General features: G+C 66.2%; 14 protein-coding genes. 7 read left to right on the forward strand and 7 right to left on the reverse strand.

Annotated elements, in window-relative coordinates; translation table 11 throughout:
* Window positions 1–47 precede the first annotated feature (47 nt).
* From E7V67_002420 to argH, 3 genes are all read right to left on the reverse strand, one after another.
* Complete coding sequence (locus E7V67_002420) at window positions 48–1,712, reverse strand: TRAP transporter large permease subunit (protein WUR13982.1); 1,665 nt, start codon at window positions 1,710–1,712, stop codon at window positions 48–50.
* Between the two features lie 19 nt (window positions 1,713–1,731).
* A complete protein-coding gene (locus tag E7V67_002425; protein ID WUR16213.1) occupies window positions 1,732–2,304 on the reverse strand; it encodes a TRAP transporter small permease subunit in 573 nt (190 codons plus the stop codon).
* Between the two features lie 91 nt (window positions 2,305–2,395).
* A complete protein-coding gene (argH, locus tag E7V67_002430; GenBank protein ID WUR13983.1) occupies window positions 2,396–3,793 on the reverse strand; it encodes an argininosuccinate lyase in 1,398 nt (465 codons plus the stop codon).
* 138 nt (window positions 3,794–3,931) lie between these two features.
* Here argH and E7V67_002435 point away from each other — a divergent pair, with 138 nt between their 5' ends.
* The 4 genes from E7V67_002435 to E7V67_002450 all read left to right on the forward strand — a co-directional run bounded on the left by E7V67_002435 (window position 3,932) and on the right by E7V67_002450 (window position 9,382).
* The gene (locus E7V67_002435) at window positions 3,932–4,549 is read left to right on the forward strand and encodes a hypothetical protein (protein WUR13984.1); all 618 of its coding nucleotides are present in this window, start codon (window positions 3,932–3,934) and stop codon (window positions 4,547–4,549) included.
* On the forward strand, window positions 4,549–4,983 hold the full coding sequence (locus E7V67_002440) for a GNAT family N-acetyltransferase (protein WUR13985.1): 435 nt from the start codon (window positions 4,549–4,551) through the stop codon (window positions 4,981–4,983). Before E7V67_002435 ends, E7V67_002440 begins: the two co-directional genes overlap by 1 nt.
* 193 nt (window positions 4,984–5,176) lie before the next feature.
* Window positions 5,177–7,918, forward strand: coding sequence for a TonB-dependent receptor (locus E7V67_002445; protein ID WUR13986.1), 2,742 nt, complete (start codon window positions 5,177–5,179; stop codon window positions 7,916–7,918).
* A gap of 180 nt (window positions 7,919–8,098) precedes the next feature.
* Window positions 8,099–9,382, forward strand: coding sequence for a cyanophycinase (locus E7V67_002450; GenBank protein WUR13987.1), 1,284 nt, complete (start codon window positions 8,099–8,101; stop codon window positions 9,380–9,382).
* 14 nt (window positions 9,383–9,396) lie between these two features.
* Here the strand turns inward: E7V67_002450 and E7V67_002455 are convergent, their stop codons facing one another.
* The gene (locus tag E7V67_002455) at window positions 9,397–10,095 is read right to left on the reverse strand and encodes an anti-sigma factor (protein ID WUR13988.1); all 699 of its coding nucleotides are present in this window, start codon (window positions 10,093–10,095) and stop codon (window positions 9,397–9,399) included.
* A complete protein-coding gene (locus tag E7V67_002460; protein WUR13989.1) occupies window positions 10,092–10,676 on the reverse strand; it encodes a sigma-70 family RNA polymerase sigma factor in 585 nt (194 codons plus the stop codon). Before E7V67_002460 ends, E7V67_002455 begins: the two co-directional genes overlap by 4 nt.
* 134 nt (window positions 10,677–10,810) lie before the next feature.
* Between E7V67_002460 and E7V67_002465 the strand changes: the two genes are divergently transcribed.
* From E7V67_002465 to E7V67_002475, 3 genes are all read left to right on the forward strand, one after another.
* On the forward strand, window positions 10,811–12,220 hold the full coding sequence (locus E7V67_002465) for a M64 family metallopeptidase (protein WUR13990.1): 1,410 nt from the start codon (window positions 10,811–10,813) through the stop codon (window positions 12,218–12,220).
* Between the two features lie 124 nt (window positions 12,221–12,344).
* Window positions 12,345–12,833 (forward strand): hypothetical protein, encoded by a 489-nt coding sequence (locus E7V67_002470; GenBank protein ID WUR13991.1) that lies wholly within the window; start codon window positions 12,345–12,347, stop codon window positions 12,831–12,833.
* A 209-nt stretch (window positions 12,834–13,042) separates the two neighbouring features.
* Complete coding sequence (locus E7V67_002475) at window positions 13,043–14,107, forward strand: patatin-like phospholipase family protein (GenBank protein WUR13992.1); 1,065 nt, start codon at window positions 13,043–13,045, stop codon at window positions 14,105–14,107.
* A 252-nt stretch (window positions 14,108–14,359) separates the two neighbouring features.
* Here E7V67_002475 and parC read toward each other — a convergent pair whose 3' ends face one another.
* Together parC and E7V67_002485 are read right to left on the reverse strand one after the other, a co-directional pair.
* Window positions 14,360–16,693 carry a DNA topoisomerase IV subunit A gene (gene parC / locus E7V67_002480; protein WUR13993.1) on the reverse strand — a complete coding sequence of 778 codons (2,334 nt, stop codon included), beginning with the start codon at window positions 16,691–16,693 and terminating at the stop codon, window positions 14,360–14,362.
* A 15-nt stretch (window positions 16,694–16,708) separates the two neighbouring features.
* The gene (locus tag E7V67_002485; GenBank protein WUR13994.1) at window positions 16,709–18,706 is read right to left on the reverse strand and encodes a DNA topoisomerase IV subunit B; all 1,998 of its coding nucleotides are present in this window, start codon (window positions 18,704–18,706) and stop codon (window positions 16,709–16,711) included.
* Window positions 18,707–18,745: the final 39 nt, after the last annotated feature.

The raw sequence follows: 18,745 nt of genomic DNA on the forward strand, positions 1-18,745 counted from the left end.
GAGACCCCTGCTGCGCTCCCTTGCAGGGACTGACCCCAGCCTTTATCTTATTTTTCCTTCTTCCCTTCCTCGTCGGTCGAGAAGTTCAGTTCCGGCGCCTCGCCGTCCTTGTTCTCTTCCGCCGGGCTGCCATAGTCGGCCGGCGCATCGATCTGCAGTTCGATCTGTTCCGTCATGTCCGTCTTGGCACTCACCGACACCAGTTGTGGGAAGGCGATGATCAGCGCCACCATGATCACTTGTATACAGACAAACGGAATCGCGCCCCAGTAGATGTCCGATGTCTTGACCTCCTTCGGCGCCACCGAGCGCAGGTAGAACAGCGCGAAGCCGAACGGCGGGTGCATGAACGAGGTCTGCATGTTCACACCCAGCAGCACGCCGAACCAGATCAGGTCGATGCCCAGCTTTTCCGCTACCGGACCCACCAGCGGTACCAGGATGAAGGCCAGCTCGAAGAAGTCCAGGAAGAACGCCAGGCCGAAGAACAGGATGTTGACGACAATCAGGAAGCCGGTCGCGCCCCCTGGCAAACCTGACAGCAGGTGCTCGACCCACAGGTCGCCGTTCACGCCACGGAACACCAGCGCGAACACGGTGGAGCCGATCAGGATGAAGATGACGAAGCACGACAGCCGCGTGGTCGACATCATCGCCTGCGACAGCAGGCTCCAGTTCAGGCGCCGGTTCATCATCGCCAGCAGGATCGCGCCCAGCGCACCCATGCCGCCGCCCTCCGTGGGCGTGGCCAGGCCGATGAAGATCGTCCCCAGCACGAGGAAGATCAGCGCCAGCGGCGGGATCAGCACGAACACCACTTTCTCGGCCATGCGCGACAGCAGGCCCAGTTTCAGGTAGCGATTCGCCAGCGCGAAGGCAAAGGCGCCGACGATGCCCAGCGCGGCGGCGAAGATGCCGACCTCGTCGGCATGGGCCTGCGGATGCGTGCTTTCATAATAGTGGGCGAAGCCGTATGACGCCGCCACCGCGGCCACCAGCAGCACCAGCAGCGAGCGCACGCCCGAGTCGCCGTTCGGCTCCTTCAGGTTGCGCGCCTCTTCCGGCAGCGCCGGCGCATGGTGCGGCTTGAAGATGGACACGGCCAGCACGTAGCCGCCATACATCGCGGTCAGCAGCAGGCCGGGCACGAACGCGGCCTTGTACATGTCGCCGACCGAGCGGCCCAGCTGGTCGGCCATGACGATCAGCACCAGCGACGGCGGAATGATCTGCGCCAGCGTGCCGGAAGCGGCGATGACGCCGGAGGCGAGCCGCTTGTCGTAGCCATAGCGCAGCATGACGGGCAGCGAGATCAGGCCCATCGAGATGACCGAAGCGGCGACCACGCCAGTGGTGGCGGCCAGCAGCGCGCCGACGAAGATGACGGCATAGGCGACGCCGCCGCGGATCGGTCCGAACAGCTGGCCGATGGTGTCCAGCAGGTCTTCGGCCATGCCCGAGCGTTCCAGGATCAGTCCCATGAACGTGAAGAACGGGATGGCCAGCAGCGTGTCGTTGGCCATGATGCCGAAGATGCGGTTCGGCAGCGCCTGCAGCAGCTCCGGTTTCAACAGGCCCAGTTCGATGCCGACGAGGCCGAACAGCAGGCCATTGGCCGCCAGCGCGAACGCGACGGGGAAGCCGGACAGCAGGAAAATGACGAGCGCCCCGAACATGATGGGCGCCATGTTGGCGATGATGAATGCTTCCATTGTGGTGAACGTTCCCGGCTCAGTTGATCTGGTTGGCCTGCTTGATCGCCTCGATCTCCTCTTCGGGCGACGTGGCGTGCTTGGTGAAGGCGCTGGCATCCAGGCGGCCGCGCAGATAGGCGACGCGCTTGATGATTTCCGAGACGCCCTGCAGGATCATCAGCGCGAAGCCGACGGCGACCAGGATCTTGGCGGGCCAGACGATCAGGCCGCCGGCGTTGCTGGACATCTCGCCATTGCGCAGCGACTCCAGGCCGAACGGGATGCCGTAGTACAGGATCACCAGGCAGACCGGCATCAGGAAGAACAGGTAGCCGAACAGGTCGAGCCAGACCTGGGTGCGCTTCGAGAAGCGGCCGGTGACGACGTCGATGCGCACGTGCTCGTCGCGCCGCAACGTGTGGGGGGAAGCCAGCATGAACACAGCGGCAAACAGATACCACTGGATTTCCAGCCAGGCGTTGGAACTCATGTTAAGGGAATAGCGCACCAGCGCGTTGCCGGCGCAGATCAGCACCGCCAGCAGCAGGGCCCAGGCCACTACTGCCGCGATGCTGTCGTTCAGCTTGTCGATTGCCCGCGAAACTGCCATGAACATCGTTGTCTCCTCGCTTCTTGTCGGGCGCTGCGTTGGCGCCCGTATTGCGGTGTTGGTTGATGCGGCGTGACGGAGTGGGAAGCGTCTACATGGCGAGCTGGCTCCTGATGCGGGCGATCGCCGCGCGCACCTGGTTCGGCGCGGTGCCGCCGACGTGGTCGCGCGCTGCCACCGAACCTTCCAGGGTCAGCACGGCAAACACGTCGTCGCCGATCAGCGGCGAGAACTGGCGCAGCTGCTCCAGCGACAGGTCGGCCAGGTCGCAGCCGGCGTCCACGCAGGTGCGCACGGCATGGGCCACGGCTTCGTGCGCGTCGCGGAACGGCAGCCCCTTCTTGACCAGGTAGTCGGCCAGGTCGGTGGCGGTGGCGTAGCCCTGCAGCGCGGCGGCGCGCATCGCTTCCGGTTTCACGGTGATGCCGCCGGCCATGTCGGCGAAGATGCGCAGCGTGTCGACTACCGTATCGACGGTGTCGAACAGCGGTTCCTTGTCTTCCTGGTTGTCCTTGTTGTAGGCCAGCGGCTGGCCCTTCATCAGGGTCAGGAGGCCCATCAGGTGGCCGTATACGCGGCCGGTCTTGCCGCGCGCCAGTTCCGGCACGTCCGGGTTTTTTTTCTGCGGCATGATCGACGAGCCGGTGCAGAAGCGGTCGGCGATGTCGATGAAGCCCACCCGTGGGCTCATCCAGATCACCAGCTCTTCCGACATGCGCGACACGTGCGTCATGATCAGCGAGGCGGCCGCCGTGAATTCGATCGCGAAGTCGCGGTCGGAGACGGCGTCCAGCGAGTTGTGGCAGACGTCGTCGAAACCGAGGGTCTGCGCCACGCGCAGGCGGTCGATCGGGAAGGTGGTGCCGGCCAGCGCGGCGGCGCCCAGCGGCAGGCGGTTGACGCGCTTGCGGCAGTCGGCCATGCGTTCGGCGTCGCGGCCGAACATCTCCACGTAGGCCAGCATATGGTGGCCGAACGTGATCGGCTGCGCCACCTGCATGTGCGTGAAGCCGGGCAGGATCGTGTCGGCGTGGCGTTCGGCCAGGTCGAGCAGGGCGGTGCGCAGTTGCGCCAGCAGGCCGGTGATGTCGTCGATGGCCGAGCGCACGTACAGGCGGATGTCGGTCGCGACCTGGTCGTTGCGCGAGCGGCCCGTGTGCAGGCGCTTGCCGGCGTCGCCTGCCAGTTCGGTCAGGCGTTTTTCGATATTCAGGTGCACGTCTTCCAGGTCCAGCAGCCACTCGAACTGGCCGGCGTCGATCTCGGCGGCGATCTGCGCCATGCCCTTGCGGATCGCTTCCAGGTCGGCGGCGGGGATGATGCCCTGGGCCGCCAGCATCTCGGCATGGGCCAGCGAGCCTTCGATGTCGGCCTTGGCCATGCGTTTGTCGAAGAACACGGAGGCGGTATAGCGCTTGACGAGATCGGAGACGGGTTCGGAGAAGCGAGCCGACCAGGCCTCGCCTTTTTTGGAGAGTTGTGCAGTCATGGTGTGGGTCCGGTTATTGAAGCCCCGCCGCGGCGTGGGGCCTCCTTTACTGATTATAAACAAGGTTTGCCCGGCGGCGGCCTTTTGGCTGCCGGCCGCCTGGGGTGGTATCGTTGTGTTTTTGTCCAGGAGAGATCGATGAGGAAGTTTGCCGCCGTCGTAAGCACGCTGGCGCTGGCCGCCGGCGCGCAGGCGCAGCAGCTGTTGCAGTCGTCCATGCAGTCGTCCATGCAGCCTTCGCTGCAGTCGTCGACGCAATCGTCCATGCGGCCGGCGTTGCAGCCCGCGCTGCAGGCGCGCATCGTGCGCGCGGCCGACGTGGCCAGCGTCGATGCCATTGTCGCGGCGCTGTACGAGACGATCTCCGGCCCGGCCGGCCGGCCGCGCGACTGGGAGCGCCTGCGCGCGCTGTTCCGCCCGGACGGCCGCATGATCGTGCATGGACCGAACAAGGAAGGCGGCTACAACACCCGGGTAATGGCGGTCGACGACTACATCGAGCGTGTCGCGCCGCTGTTCGCCAAGGAGGGCTTTTTCGAGACGGAGCTGGCACGCCAGAGCGAGCAGTTCGGCACGATCGCGCACGTGTTCTCCACCTACGAGTCGCGCCATGCGCCGGACGAGAAGCCGTTCCAGCGCGGGATCAACAGCATCCAGCTCGTCAACGACGGCCAGCGCTGGTGGGTGCAGTCGCTGGTCTGGCAGGCCGAGTCGGAGCAGCACCCCCTGCCGGCCCGCTACCTGAAGGCGCGCTGATGGTCTTCGTCGTCGATACCGACAAGGCGCGCCTGGACGTGGCCATGATCCACCGCTTCCTCAGCGAGGAATCGACGTGGGCGCTGGGCATCCCGCGCGAACTGGTGCAGCGCGCCATCGACCATTCGCTGTGTTTCGGCGTGTACGACGCCGATGGCGCCCAGCTGGCGTTCGCGCGCGTGATCAGCGACCAGGCCACGTTCGCCTATTTGCTCGACGTGTTCGTGCTGCCGGCGCACCGGGGCCAGGGCCACAGCACGCGGCTGATGGATGCCGTGATGGCGCATCCGGGCCTGCAGGGCCTGCGCCGCTTCATGCTGGCGACGATGACGGCGCCGGACCTGTATGCGCGCTACGGCTTCGCGCCGCCGGCGCTGCCGCAGGCGCTGATGGAGCGTAATTTCCCCGACATCTACCGGAGCGGACCTGCCTGAGCGACCGCACATGTGGCGGAGCGCCACACCTGGCGCGGATTTTTTTCGCCACAGCCGTGCGTCGGTTGAGTTTTCCAGCCGACGTGCGTAGAGTGAAACGATGTCTTTTTTAACATGGCCGGACGGCTTGGCCAGGCGCGCGCCTTTGCGCCCTGGCCCGGCCCGACCGGCTCCAACCAGTCCAGGAGCTTCGATGAGCAAGCAATACCGGCCTAGCGGCCCATGCCTTTCCACTCTCGCCCATGCCGTGCGCGCCGCGCTGGTGCTGGGCCTGTGCTCGGGCGCGGCGCTGGCGCAGACCGCCGCACCGGCCACCCCCTTGCCTCGCGTGGAAATCACCGGGTCCGCGATCCGCCAGATCGAATCGGAAACGCCGCTGCCGGTGCAGGTCGTGACGCGCGAGGAGATCGAGAAAGCCGGTGTGACGACGGCGGCCGAACTGATGACGCGCATTTCCGCCAACGTGGGCGGGCTGACCGATGGCGTCAGCATCAACGTGGGCGGCGACCAGCGTGGCCTGAACAGCGCCAACCTGCGCGGCATCGGCACGTCGTCCACGCTGGTGCTGCTGAACGGCCGGCGCATGGCCAATTTCGCGTCGCCTGGCGACGATGCCGGCGTGGACCTGAACAATATCCCGGCGGCGGCGATCGCCCGCGTCGAGGTGCTGATGGACGGCGCCTCGGCGCTGTACGGCACCGACGCCATCGGCGGCGTGATCAACTTCATCACGCGCAAGGATTTCCACGGCATCGAACTCAATGCCTACCGCGGCACGACGGACGAAGGCGGTGCCGGCAAACGTGCCGGTACCATCAGCGCCGGCATCGGCGATATCGGGCAGGACGGCTACAACCTGTTCGCCGTGTTCGACTGGCAGGGCACCGACGCGCTGCGCAGCTCCCAGCGCAGCTTCATTCCCGAGCTGCGCATCCCCGAGCGGCTGGGCCACCTGCTGTCCGGCTTTACCAGCCCGGCCAATATCCGCCTGACGTCGGCGCAGCGCGACTACCTGCAGGAAAGCGGGTTCCTGCTCAATGGCCGCCCCATCACGAACCGCCTGATCAACCTGTCGATCCCGAACTGCAGCCCGCCCGCGAACCTGTACCTGCCCGCCGGCACCGGCGGCGTCGATGCCTGCACCTACGACTACATGGGCGACACGGAGCTGTATCCGAAGTCGAACAAGCAGAACTTCCTGAGCCGCGGCGTGCTGAAGCTGGACGCCAACAACCAGCTGTATGCGGAGGTGGCGCTGAGCCGCTCGCGCACCAACTACGTGGGCTCGTCGGCGCGCGTGACCGGCTATATCGACGCCAGCCGCGTGCCGGCGCTGGCCAACGCAGGCCTGGAGAACGTGACGGACGACGACGTGCCGGGCGAGCTGGAACTGCGCATGCGCCTGACGGAAGCGGGCAACCGCACCAGCGAGCTGACGAGCCAGAGCCAGCGCTACGTGCTGGGGCTGACGGGCACGGTGGCCGGCTGGGACTACGACATCGGCGTGAACCACAGCGTCAACGTCGTCAAGGACAAGGACATGCACGGCTACGTGTTGTACAACGAGCTGCTGGAAGGGATCGCGGCAGGGCTGATCAATCCGTTCGGGCCTTCCGGCGCGGAAGGACGCGCACTGCTCGATCGCATCCAGGTCAACGATGTGGTGCGCCATTCGAAAGGCACGATGGATTCCATCGACTTCAAGGCCTCGCGTACCGTGCTGCCGCTGGCCGGCGGCGACCTGGCGCTGGCGGTCGGCGGCGAGGTGCGGCGCGAACGCACCGACTTCACGCCGTCGGCGCTCCTGATGAGCGACAACATCAACAATGACGCGGCGCCGGAAGGCGGCAAGGCCACCAGCGACAAGCGCCACGTGTCCGCGATCTTCGGCGAACTGCAGGCGCCGTTCACGAAGGAGTGGCAGGGCCAGCTCTCGGCCCGTTACGACCGTTACCAGCAGGTGGGCGGCGCACTGAGCCCGAAGGTGGGTGTCAGCTACACGCCGGTCAAGTCCGTGATGCTGCGCGGCTCGGCCGGCCGCGGCTTCCGCGCGCCGTCGATGACGGACCTGTACCGCCCGACCGTCTACAGCTCGACGGCGACCCTGCCGGATCCGGTCTACTGCGCCACGGTCGAGAACAACTACGCCGACTGCGCCGACAACTGGGATACGCGCCGCTACAGCAACGCCGACCTGAAGCCGGAGCGCAGCAAGCAGTTCTCGCTGGGTGCCGTGGTGGAGGCGGGCAAGCACGTCACGGCCAGCCTGGATTACTGGAACATCCGCCGCACCAACCTGATCAGCGAACTGGGCGACGACATCATCCTGGGCAACCTGGCCAAGTACGGTGACCTGGTGCACCGCGACGAGGACGGCCTGATCGACTACATCGAGCTGCGCAAGGAAAACCGCGGCGCCCAGGTGGCGCGCGGCCTGGACCTGATGGTGGACGTGCACGGCGTCGACACGGGCATCGGCCGTTTCGGCGGCCGGCTGACCGGCACGTACGTCCTGAAGTCGAAGGTGCAGACCGGGCCGGGCGATCCGTTCGTCAGCAACCTGGGGCGCTTCGTGACGGACATGGTGGTGCAGCGCTGGCGCCACACGTTGTCGTTCGACTGGGAGCGCGGCCCGCTGTCGGCCAGCCTGTCGAACACCTTCTCGTCCGGCTACGACGACCAGAATTCCGCGATCAACGTCGACGACGGCAGCGTCGTGGCGGCCAACCGGGTGTCGTCGTACTCGCTGTGGGACCTGTCGGGCGCGTGGGCCGTCAACAAGGCGTGGAAGGTGCGCGCCGGCGTGCAGAACCTGGCCGACAAGAGCCCGCCGTATTCGAACCAGGCCTACTTCTTCCTGTCGGGCTACGATCCGACCTACACCGATCCGCGCGGCAGGCGTTTCTATGCCAGCGTAAACTACGTGTTCAAGTAGCCAACGCTTGGGGTCTGTCCTTCGGAACAGACCCCAACACCGAAGACCGGGGTCAGACCCGCCGGGTCTGACCCCAGCTCTCTGGTTTTGGGTGCAAAAACGTCTGTGGCTGGCTCAAAATTTTCTTTACCTTAGCGTTGGATAAGACCCAGCTTCATTGAAATCAGAACAGGAGGATGCATGCGCAAGCGGTCGTTCAACTGGTTTTCTTTCCTAGCCATCCTGCTCGCCGCCGCGCTGGCCCACCTGCCCGCCACCGCCCAGGAACCAGACACCCTCAAGCCCCCACCCGAAGCCACCGCCCCCGAAAAGCCGCTGCCCGTCGCCAAAGGCTCGCTCGTCATCATCGGCGGCGGCCTGCGCGGCGACAACGCGGACGTGTGGTCGAAGATCGTCAGCCTGGCCGGCGGCCGCGGCGCCCGCATCGCCGTGTTCCCGTCCGCCTCCGGCACGCCGGAGAAGGCGGCCGAGATCATCATCGGCTACCTGAAGAAATACGGCGCCGACGCCTTTGCCGTGCCGGTGGCGATCCGGCTGGCCGGCAGCGACTACCGCAAGGCCGCCGAGGATGCGGCGCTGGCCGAGAAGATCCGCAAGTCCGGCGGCGTGTATTTCGCCGGCGGCGACCAGAGCCGCATCACCAAGGCGCTGGTGCGCGAGGACGGCACCCGCACGGCGGCGCTGGAGGCGGTGTGGGACCTGTACCGCCGCGGCGGGGTCGTCGCCGGCACCAGCGCCGGTGCGGCGATCATGAGCAGCACGATGTTCCACAATCCGCGCGCCATCCTGCCGATGCTGCGCAGCGGGATCACGGACGGGCAGGAGGTCGCGCCGGGGCTGGGCTTCATCGGCGACGACGTGTTCGTCGACCAGCATTTATTGGTGCGCGGCCGCTTCGCGCGCATGATTCCCGCCATGCTGACCAAGAACTACAAGCTGGGCCTGGGCATCGACGAGGACAGCGCCTTCGTCATCAACGCCCAGCGCGAGGTGGAGGTGATCGGCTACAGCGGCGGTCTGCTGATCGATACGTCGCAGGCGGTATGGGACAAGAGCAAGCCGGACTTCAACGTCAGCAACGTGCGGATCAGCTACCTGGACCGGGGCGACCGCTTCAACATCATCACGCACAGCTTCACGCCGGCGCCGGACAAGGCGGGCGGCCGTATCGAGCCGGGCCGCGAGGCGCTGCGCGGTCCCGTCTACAGCAACGACATCCTGGGGAACCATGCCGTGGTCCAGCTGATGGAGCGGCTGATCGACAGCGACCAGGAGGAGGCGATCGGCGTCGCCAGCGGCAATCCGCGCGGCACCACGCCGGAAATCGGCTTCGAGTTCCGCTTCACCAAGACGCCGGAAAGCGTGGGCTATATCTCCGGCATTGCCGAGGCCTATTCGGTGCTCAACATCAGGCTCGACGTGCGGCCGATCGACATCCCGCGCCCCCTGTATAAATATCGCTGAGACAGCCCCCGGGCCTACAACAGCCTTACCCAACTACCCTTGTACAGCACCGGCCCGGTCGGCGCATTCGGATTGGGCGAGCCGCCTCTCGGCTCCACGCTGACGGCCAGCATCGCCACGTCGTCGCCCAGCGCGCGCTCGTTCACCGGGAACTGGGCGCTGCCTTTGTCGTCCAGGATGCCCAGCGAGCGTGGCGTGCCCTGTTGGGTGATGGCCCACAGCTGCAGCGTGCGTTCGTCCGGCACGGCGGTCTGGCCCAGCACGCGCACGGCGACGGTGCCGTTGCGGTAATCCGCGGTGACGAGCAAGGCGGCCTGGGCGCGCTCGTCCGCCAGCGTGGCCACCGTGTCCACCTGCGCCGGCCGTTGCAGCGCCAGCACCAGCGCCAGCGCCGTGGCGGCGGCGGTCCCGGTCAGGCCCAGCGTGCGCCACCACTGCAGCGGGTCGCGGTGCCAGAACTGCCAGCGCTTCGGCGGCGGTTCGAGGTGCAGGCGCCGCTCGATGGCGCGCCAGACCCGTTCACGCGGTGCCCGCTCGCCGCTGAATTCCCCCAGCGGCACCAGGCGCGCGTGCCACTCCTGCACCAGGCGGCGCAGCGCCGCGTCGCCATGCAGCCAGCCTTCGAAGCGGCGCCGGGCAGCGCCCTTCAAAGTGCCCAGCACGTATTCGGCCGCGAGGCGGTCGCGCAGTTCCGGATTGTCGCGGATGTTCACAGCCCCTCCCGCGCCAGGCATGTCTTCAGCTTCGCCAGGCCACGGCGGATCCACGTCTTGACGGTGCCGGTCGGCAGCGCGAGCTGCTGCGCCACCTCGCCGTGCGACAGGTCATGGAAGAACGCCAGGCCGATCGCCTGGCGCTGCGCGCGCTCCAGCGCGGCCATGCAGTGGGCCAGCGCGCGTGCTTCGCTGCTGGCCTGCAGCGCCTGGGCCGGGCCCGCACCGGTATCGTCCATATGGCTCATGACTTCCGCGTCGAATCGGGCCGCATCGATGTCCGGCGCGCTGCCCGCGCGGCGCAGGATGTCGAGCGCCTTGTCGCGCACGATCGCCGCCATCCATGTCATCGGCGCCGCCAGCGACGCCTGGTAGGTGCCGGCGGCGTGCCAGATCGAGACGAAGGCGTCCTGCAGCGCCTCCTCGGCCAGCTCGTGCTTGCGCAATATACGCAGCGCGAAGCCGAACAGTTTCGGGGACGTGGCCGCATACAGCGCCTGGAACGCCCGCGCGTCGCGCCGGGCCGCGCCGAGCAGCCACGTGCGCAGCTGGTCCGGGTCGTTGGGAGTGTCGTAGGGCACGGCGCAGGTGGAAGGTTGGGATGTCCAGAGGGTAGCGTGGTTCCGGCCGGCCGGCAAGCCGGCGCTGTACCGGGGACGGGACAGGCGCATACAATAGCCGCCAAATCCCTCATCCGTGACCAACAGGAGACACCATGCGCCGCATCCGCCAGCTGCTTGCCGCCACCAGTTTCATCGCCACCAACGTCCTGGCCGCACAGCCGGCCACCGTGCGGGTCGATTACCTCCACAGCGGCAACGCGCTGGCCGAATCGTACGCGCTGGAGCGGCTCGTCATCGAGCCGCTGCCGTGGCCGGGCGACATGAGCCGCGCCATCGACGATACCGACCGCGGCATCAACAAGGTCGAGGTGGTGGACGCCAGGACGGGCCAGCTGCTGTACTCGCGCGGCTTCTCGACCATCTTCGGCGAGTGGCGCAGTACTGAGGAGGCGAACAAGGCGACACGCGCGTTCGGTGAATCGGTGCGCTTTCCGAAGCCGGACCGCCCGGTCAAGGTGCGCATCCTGAAACGCGACGAGCGCAACCTGTTCTCCATCGTCTGGACCGCCGACATCGATACCGATGCCCTGGACGTGGTGCGCAAGCAGCCGCCGGCACCGGCGCAGCCGCTGCCGATCCGGGTCAGCGGGCCGTCGCCGCAGAAGGTCGACCTGCTGATCCTGGGTGACGGGTACACCAAGGCCGACATGAAGAAGTTCGAGCAGAGCGCGCGCCGGCTGGCCGCCTACCTGTTCACCGTGTCGCCCTTCCGCGAGCGCGCCAACGACTTCAACGTGTGGGCACTGGCCGTGCCGACGCAGGAGTCCGGCGTCAGCCGGCCTTCCACCAACACGCACCATGCGTCGGCGCTGAACACCCGTTACGACATCTTCGGCAGCGAGCGTTACGTGCTGACGACGGACAACCGCGCCCTGCGCGACATCGCCCAGCACGCGCCGTACGAGTTCATCGAAATCCTCGTCAACAACGACACCTATGGCGGGGGCGGCATCTACGGCCAGTTCAGCACCGCCGCCGCCAACAACGACTGGGCCAACTACCTGTTCGTGCACGAATTCGGCCACCACTTCGCCGGCCTGGCGGACGAGTATTACACGTCACCGGTGGCGTACCAATCGACCGGCGAACGGATGGAACCGTGGGAGCCGAACGTGACGGCGCTGAAGGACCCGGCCAACGTCAAGTGGCGCCGCCACGTGACGCCGGGGGCGCCGCTGCCGACGCCATGGCCGAAGGCGGAATACGAAACACACTCGCGCGAGTACCAGAAGGTGCGCGCCCAGCTGCGCAAGGACCACCGGCCGGAAAGCGAAATGAACAAGCTGTTCCGCGATGACCTGGCCTGGACCAATGCGCTGTTTTCCAAGGCGCCGCACAAGCACGCCGTGGGCGCGTTCGAAGGCGCCAACTACGAGGCAACCGGCTATTACCGCTCGCAGCAGCAGTGCCTGATGTTCGACCGCAGCGAGGCCTTCTGCGCCGTCTGTGCCGAGGCCATCGGGCAGACCATCGACTTGTACTCGCGGCCCGCACGGCCGTAAATAGTAAGAAAGGCAACAAGATGTTTCAACGTACGGTAGCGCACAGTTGATGGCAATCGGAAAGTTTATTCTGATCACGTGACAAGAAGAAAACAACGCAAACCACTAAGAAAGGTGCCAAATCATGAATAAACTGCTCGCAACCCTGATCGCCGGTGTCTTCGCTACCGCTGCCCACGCCCAGACCGCCACCACGGCGCCAGTGAACCAGAACGTCGCCGAGGCACAGGCCGACGCTCAGAAGGACATCGCCAAGGCGCAGGAGAAGGAAGCGAAGAAAGTGCACGACGCCAACGAGGACGTCGCGAAGGCCCAGCACAAGGCGGACAAGAAAGTGTCGAAAGCCGCCCACAAGGCTGACAAGGAATACGCCAAGGCCAACGAAAAAGTGGCCGAAGCCGATCCGGAAGACAAGCTGAAAGCGGAAGCCAAGGCCGACAAGAAAGTGGCCAAAGCCGATGCCAAGGTAGCGAAGGCCAGTGCCAAGGCCAACGAGAAAGTCGCCAAGGAAATGGCTGAGGCCGACAAGGAGAAAGCGCTGGCCGCCGCCAAGACCGACGAAGCCGTCGCCAAGGCCAATGCCGACGTGAAGAAGGAAGCCGCCAAGCACTAAGCGCTAGCGCTGCCAGGACAACCGCCGTGCCGCGTCAGCGGGCGGCGGTTTTTTGTTGTGGTTTTTTTGAAACTTGCGTGCCAGCGTGCGCCCTCTGGCGCACCTGCCTGTACGCCTTGGCAAGTCATCGGCGCTTGAGCGAGATCAACGTCGCCACGCGGCCAGCGCGCAATCTGTGACCTCCCTTGATGTACTTCCATGGAGCAGTCATGACGAAACCGATGGCTTTGATCTTGCAGGGCGGCGGCGCGCTGGGCGCTTTCGAATATGGTGTGGTGACCGGGCTGGTGGAAGAGGGCTGGCATCCGCGCGCCGTGACGGGCGTATCGATTGGCGCGATCAATGCGGCGTCGATTGCTGGCGCCAAGGGCGGCGACATCCCGGCCAGCCTGCACCGGATGTGGGATGCGATCACGCTGCCGGCGATGCCACTGCTGCCGGCCGTCGTGCAGGCCAATATGTCGCTGCTGGGCAATCCGAAATTCTGGCAGTCCCGGACGGACTACTGGAACATGCTGAGCTGGAACAGCCTGTGCAGCACGGCGCCCATGCACCGCACGCTCGCAGCGCAGCTGGACTTCGAACAGCTCAACGATCCGCTGCATATCCGTTTCGGTGTCGCGGCCACCAGCCTGCACTCGGGCGGCCAGGTCACGTTTTCGAACTACACGGCGAAGGAGGCGCACCTGGAGGCCGGTCACCACAAGGCGGTACGCACGCGCCTGACGCCGGCCCACGTGCTGGCCAGCGGCAGCCTGCCGCCGGGTTTCCCCGCCACCCGGATCGACGGCAGGGATTACTGGGACGGCGGCCTGTTCAGCAACACGCCCATCGATTCGCTGCTCAATTTGCTGGAACCGGACGAAATCGACACGCTGCCGATCTTTGTCGTCGACCTGTTCCCGACGGACGACCAGCCGTCGCCGACGAACTTGTTGGAAGTGCAGACTCGCGCGACGGCGCTGCAGTACCAAAACCGCTTCTGGGCGCAGTATGGCGGTAGCGGCAAGCTCGAAGGGTTTCTCGCGATGCTGGCGGCGCTGGAGTCGGTGGCGGACGGCACTGAGCTGGAGGGCATGCCGTCGTTTGCCTGGCTGATGCGGCTGCGGGCGCTGAAGAATGTACAGGTCATTGCGAGCACGCCCGCTGCGGCGGGCGGCGATCACGACTTCTCGTCCGGCGGCGTGCGCAATCTGTACGAGGCCGGCAGGGCGGCCGCGCGGCAGCACCTGGCCCGCTCGAGCGGGCGGCCGGCGCTGCGCGCCGCTGCTTGAATACATTTGCGAGCTACCAAAGGATCGGGCTTAGGGTCTGTCCCTTCGGGACTGACCCTGGTTTTTTTCCGCGGCAGAGCCATGCTTCGGCGTTGCCATGCGCCTGCTCGTCACTGGCGGCGGAACCTGTTCGCGGTACATTGCTGCCGCAGATAAAAACCGGGGTCAGTCCCCTGACACCGCCGCAGGCAAGCGCTGACGTTCTCGCTTAACGGGGACAGACCCCAAACCCGAGACACCGCGGGTTACCGATCAGCTGTTCGGCACCAACCCGGTCGGCTTGATCCGCGTCGGCATCGCCTTGCCCTTGCGGGCGCGCTTGCCGAAGTGCTCCTGCAGCAGGCCCGGGCCCATGCGTTCCTCCTTGGCCTTCTGCGCGTTGCCGATGCCCTGCACGGTCACGCCTTTCTGCGTGATCGCCTGCGCGGCCACCAGTTTTTCCTTCGGCTCCAGCTCCATCAAGGTGACGCCGCGGCCGCCGTTGGTCAGTACCTTCATCTCGTCCAGGCCGAACACCAGGAGGCGGGCCTTCTCGGAAATCACCGCGACGGCGCTGGCGTCCGCCGGCACCAGGGTCGGCGCCAGCGGCTTGGCGCCTTCGTCCAGGGTGATGAACGACTTGCCGCCCTTCAGGCGGCTGACCATGTCGCCCGCCTTGGCGATGAAGCCGAAGCCCGCGTCGGAGGCCAGCAGCAGCTGCGTCGCGGCCGGGCCGGCGAAGTAGTGCAGCAGGCGCGCGCCGCCGGACAGGTCGACCAGCGTCGTGATCGGCACGCCATCCCCGCGCGCATTGGGCAGCGCCGCCACCGGCACGGAATACACCCGGCCGTTGTCGCCAAAGCCCAGCAGCGTGTCGACGGTGCGGCATTCGATCGCGTCGTGCAGCGCGTCGCCGGCCTTGAACGTGAACTGGGCGCGGTCGTGGCCGATGCCGGTGCGAGCCCGCACCCAGCCCTTCTGCGAGATGATGACGGTGACGGGTTCGTCGACGATCTTCTGCTCGACCATGGCCCGCTGCGCTTCCTCGATGATGGTGCGGCGGGCGTCGCCGAACGCCTTCGCGTCCGCCTCGATTTCGCGGATGATCAGGCGCTTCATCGACGACGGATTGTCCAGCAGGTCCTGCAAGGTCTGCTTTTCCTTGCGCAGCTCGGCCAGTTCCTGCTGGATCTTGATCGCTTCCAGGCGCGCCAGCTGGCGCAGGCGGATCTCGAGGATGTCCTCGGCCTGGCGCTCGGACAGGTTGAAGCGCGCGATCAGCGCCGCCTTCGGCTCGTCCGAATTACGGATGATGTGGATCACCTCGTCGATGTTGAGCAGGATCGTCTCGCGCCCTTCCAGGATGTGGATGCGGTCGTCGACTTTGTTCAGGCGGAACTGCGTGCGGCGCGTGACGGTGGCGAAGCGGAATGTGATCCATTCGGTCAGGATGTCCGCCAGGCCTTTCTGGCGCGGGCGGCCGTCGCCGCCGATCATCACCAGGTTCATCGGCACCGACGTCTCCAGCGACGTGTGCGCCAGCAGCATCAGCATGAATTCGTTCTGGTCCTGGTTCTTCGACTTCGGCTCGAACACCAGGCGCACGGGGGCGTTGCGGCCCGATTCGTCGCGGATCGTGTCGAGCGCACCCAGCACCATGGCTTTCAGGGCCAGCTGCTCGGGCGACAGCGTCTTCTTGCCCAGCTTGACCTTCGGATTGGTCAGCTCCTCGATCTCCTCCAGTACCTTCTGCGCCGACGTCCCTGGCGGCAGTTCGTGCACGACGGCCTGCCACTGGCCGCGCGCCAGTTCCTCGATCTTCCAGCGCGCGCGCACCTTCATGCTGCCGCGGCCGGAGGCGTACATGTCCGCCACCTGCGCGGCCGGGGTGATCAGCTGGCCGCCGCCCGGGAAGTCGGGCCCCGGCAGGATGCCCATCAACTCGGCATGCGTCAGCTTCGGATTGCGGATCAGCGCGACGGCCGCATCGGCCACTTCGCGCAGGTTGTGCGACGGGATCTCGGTGGCGAGACCGACGGCGATGCCGGATGCACCATTCAACAGCACCATCGGCAGGCGCGCCGGCAGCAGCGCCGGTTCCTCGGTCGAGCCGTCGTAGTTCGGAATGAAGTCCACGGTACCCTGGTCGATCTCGTCCAGCAGCAGGCGGGCGATCGGGGTCAGGCGCGCTTCCGTGTAACGCATCGCCGCGGCGCCGTCGCCGTCGCGCGAACCGAAGTTGCCCTGGCCGTCGATCAGCGGGTAGCGCAGCGAGAAGTCCTGCGCCATGCGCACCAGCGCGTCGTACACCGACTGGTCGCCGTGCGGGTGCAATTTACCCAGCACGTCGCCGACCACGGTGGCGGACTTGCGCGGCTTGGCCGCGGCGTTCAGCCCCAGCTCGTTCATCGAGTACAGGATGCGGCGCTGCACGGGCTTCTGGCCGTCGCACACGTCGGGCAGGGCGCGGCCCTTGACCACGGAGATGGCGTAATCGAGGTAGGCGCGTTCGGCAAAGGTGGACAGGGTCAGCGTTTCGCCGCCGTCGCCGCCATTGCCATTGTTGCCCGGCTGCGGTTCGTCAAAGAGGTTTGCTTGTTGAGTCATGATTACGTATCTCGATTAAATATCCGCTTCCACTTCGTTGCCGTGCTCTTCGATCCAGGCCCGGCGCGCGGCGGCTTCGCCCTTGCCCATCAACATATTGAAGCGGGCCGCGGCCTCGGTGTGCTGGAAGTCGCCCAGCGACACAGGCAGCAGGCGCCGCGTGTCCGGGTTCATCGTGGTTTCCCACAGCTGCTCGGCGTTCATCTCGCCCAGGCCCTTGAAGCGGGAGATCGACCAGCTGCCGTCCTTCAGGCCGTCCTTGCGCAGCTTGTCCTCGATCGCGGTCAGCTCGCCGTCGTCCAGCGCGTACAGCTTCTGGATCGGCTTCTTGCCGCGCGCCGGCGCGTCCACGCGGTACAGCGGCGGACGGGCGATGCAGATGTGGCCGTGCTGGATCAGCGCCGGGAAGTGGCGGAAGAACAGGGTCAGGAGCAGCACCTGGATGTGCGAGCCGTCCACGTCCGCGTCCGACAGGATGCAGATCTTGCCGTAGCGTAGACCCGAGAGGTCCGGCGTGTCCGTCACGCTGTGCGGGTCGACGCCGATGGCCACGGCAATGTCGTGGATCTCGTTGTTGGCGAACAGGCGGTCGCGGTCCGTCTCCCACGAGTTCAGCACCTTGCCGCGCAGCGGCAGGATGGCCTGGAATTCCTTGTCGCGGCCCATCTTGGCCGAGCCGCCCGCCGAGTCGCCCTCGACCAGGAACAGCTCGGTGCGCGACACGTCCGACGATTCGCAGTCCGTCAGCTTGCCCGGCAGGACGGCCACGCCGGAGGACTTCTTCTTCTCGACCTTCTGCGCCGAGCGCAGGCGCGACTGGGCCTGCTTGATGACCAGTTCGGCCAGCTTCTTGCCCCAGTCGATGTGCTGGTTCAGCCACAGCTCCAGCGCCGGCTTCGAATAGGTGGCGACCAGGCGCACCGCGTCGCGCGAGTTCAGGCGCTCCTTGATCTGGCCCTGGAACTGCGGGTCCAGCACTTTCGCCGACAGCACGAACGAGGCGCGCGCGAACACGTCCTCGGGCAGCAGCTTGACGCCTTTCGGCAGCAGCGAGTGCAGCTCGACGAAGTTCTTCATCGCGCCGAACAGGCCTTCGCGCAGGCCCGATTCATGGGTGCCGCCGTTCGGGGTGGGGATCAGGTTGACGTAGGATTCGCGCATGATGGCGCCTTCCTCGGTCCATGCCACCACCCACGAGGCGCCTTCGCCCTCGGCGAAGCCTTCCGCGTCCGGGCCGGCGAACTGCTCGCCCTCGAACATCGGCACGACCGTCTCGCCGTTGCCCGACTGCGCCAGCGCTTCGGTCAGGTAGCCGCGCAGGCCGTCGTTGTATTGCCAGGTCTGGCTGTCGCCCGTCTTGGCATTCTTCAGCGTGACGGAAACGCCCGGCAGCAGCACGGCTTTCGAGCGCAGCAGGCGTTGCAGCTCGACCTGCGAGATCAGCGGCGAGTCGAAATACTTCGCATCCGGCCAGGCGGTGACGCGCGTGCCGGACTTCTTGCCGTCCTTCGGCGCCGGCTGCGACGTCAGTGGCTGCACCAGGTCGCCGTTCTCGAAGGCGATCGTGTGGTAGCCGTTGCCCTTGTCGTCCTTGCGCCAGACGTTGATCTCGAGCCGTTTCGACAGCGCGTTGGTGACGGAAACGCCGACGCCATGCAGGCCGCCGGAGAACGCATAGGCGCCGCCCGAGCCCTTGTCGAACTTGCCGCCGGCGTGCAGGCGCGTGAACACGATTTCCACGGTCGGCACGTTTTCTTCCGGATGCAGGCCGACCGGGATGCCGCGGCCGTCATCCTCGACGGTGATGCTGCCATCCGCATTCTGCGTGACGACGATGTTCTTGCAATGGCCGCCCAAGGCTTCGTCGGAGGCGTTGTCGATCACTTCCTGGATGATGTGCAGCGGATTTTCCGTGCGGGTGTACATGCCCGGACGCTGCTTGACGGGCTCCAGTCCTTTCAGGACGCGGATCGATGATTCGCTGTAGTCGGAAACGGGTTTTTTAGTGGCCATACTGTAAATATTGCAATTCTTGAATTGGGAGCCCGCGGC

It is taken from the genome of [Empedobacter] haloabium, from assembly GCA_008011715.2.
GTDB classification, from domain to species: domain Bacteria; phylum Pseudomonadota; class Gammaproteobacteria; order Burkholderiales; family Burkholderiaceae_D; genus Rugamonas; species Rugamonas haloabia.

Coding starts and splice junctions, on each gene's coding strand:
- E7V67_002445 (WUR13986.1), top strand. CDS start 5,177: ATGAGCAAGCAATACCGGCCTAGCGGCCCATGCCTTTCCACTCTCGCC.
- E7V67_002435 (WUR13984.1), top strand. CDS start 3,932: ATGAGGAAGTTTGCCGCCGTCGTAAGCACGCTGGCGCTGGCCGCCGGC.
- E7V67_002465 (WUR13990.1), top strand. CDS start 10,811: ATGCGCCGCATCCGCCAGCTGCTTGCCGCCACCAGTTTCATCGCCACC.
- argH (WUR13983.1), bottom strand. CDS start 3,793: ATGACTGCACAACTCTCCAAAAAAGGCGAGGCCTGGTCGGCTCGCTTC.
- E7V67_002425 (WUR16213.1), bottom strand. CDS start 2,304: ATGGCAGTTTCGCGGGCAATCGACAAGCTGAACGACAGCATCGCGGCA.
- parC (WUR13993.1), bottom strand. CDS start 16,693: ATGACTCAACAAGCAAACCTCTTTGACGAACCGCAGCCGGGCAACAAT.
- E7V67_002440 (WUR13985.1), top strand. CDS start 4,549: ATGGTCTTCGTCGTCGATACCGACAAGGCGCGCCTGGACGTGGCCATG.
- E7V67_002485 (WUR13994.1), bottom strand. CDS start 18,706: ATGGCCACTAAAAAACCCGTTTCCGACTACAGCGAATCATCGATCCGC.
- E7V67_002470 (WUR13991.1), top strand. CDS start 12,345: ATGAATAAACTGCTCGCAACCCTGATCGCCGGTGTCTTCGCTACCGCT.
- E7V67_002475 (WUR13992.1), top strand. CDS start 13,043: ATGACGAAACCGATGGCTTTGATCTTGCAGGGCGGCGGCGCGCTGGGC.
- E7V67_002450 (WUR13987.1), top strand. CDS start 8,099: ATGCGCAAGCGGTCGTTCAACTGGTTTTCTTTCCTAGCCATCCTGCTC.
- E7V67_002420 (WUR13982.1), bottom strand. CDS start 1,712: ATGGAAGCATTCATCATCGCCAACATGGCGCCCATCATGTTCGGGGCG.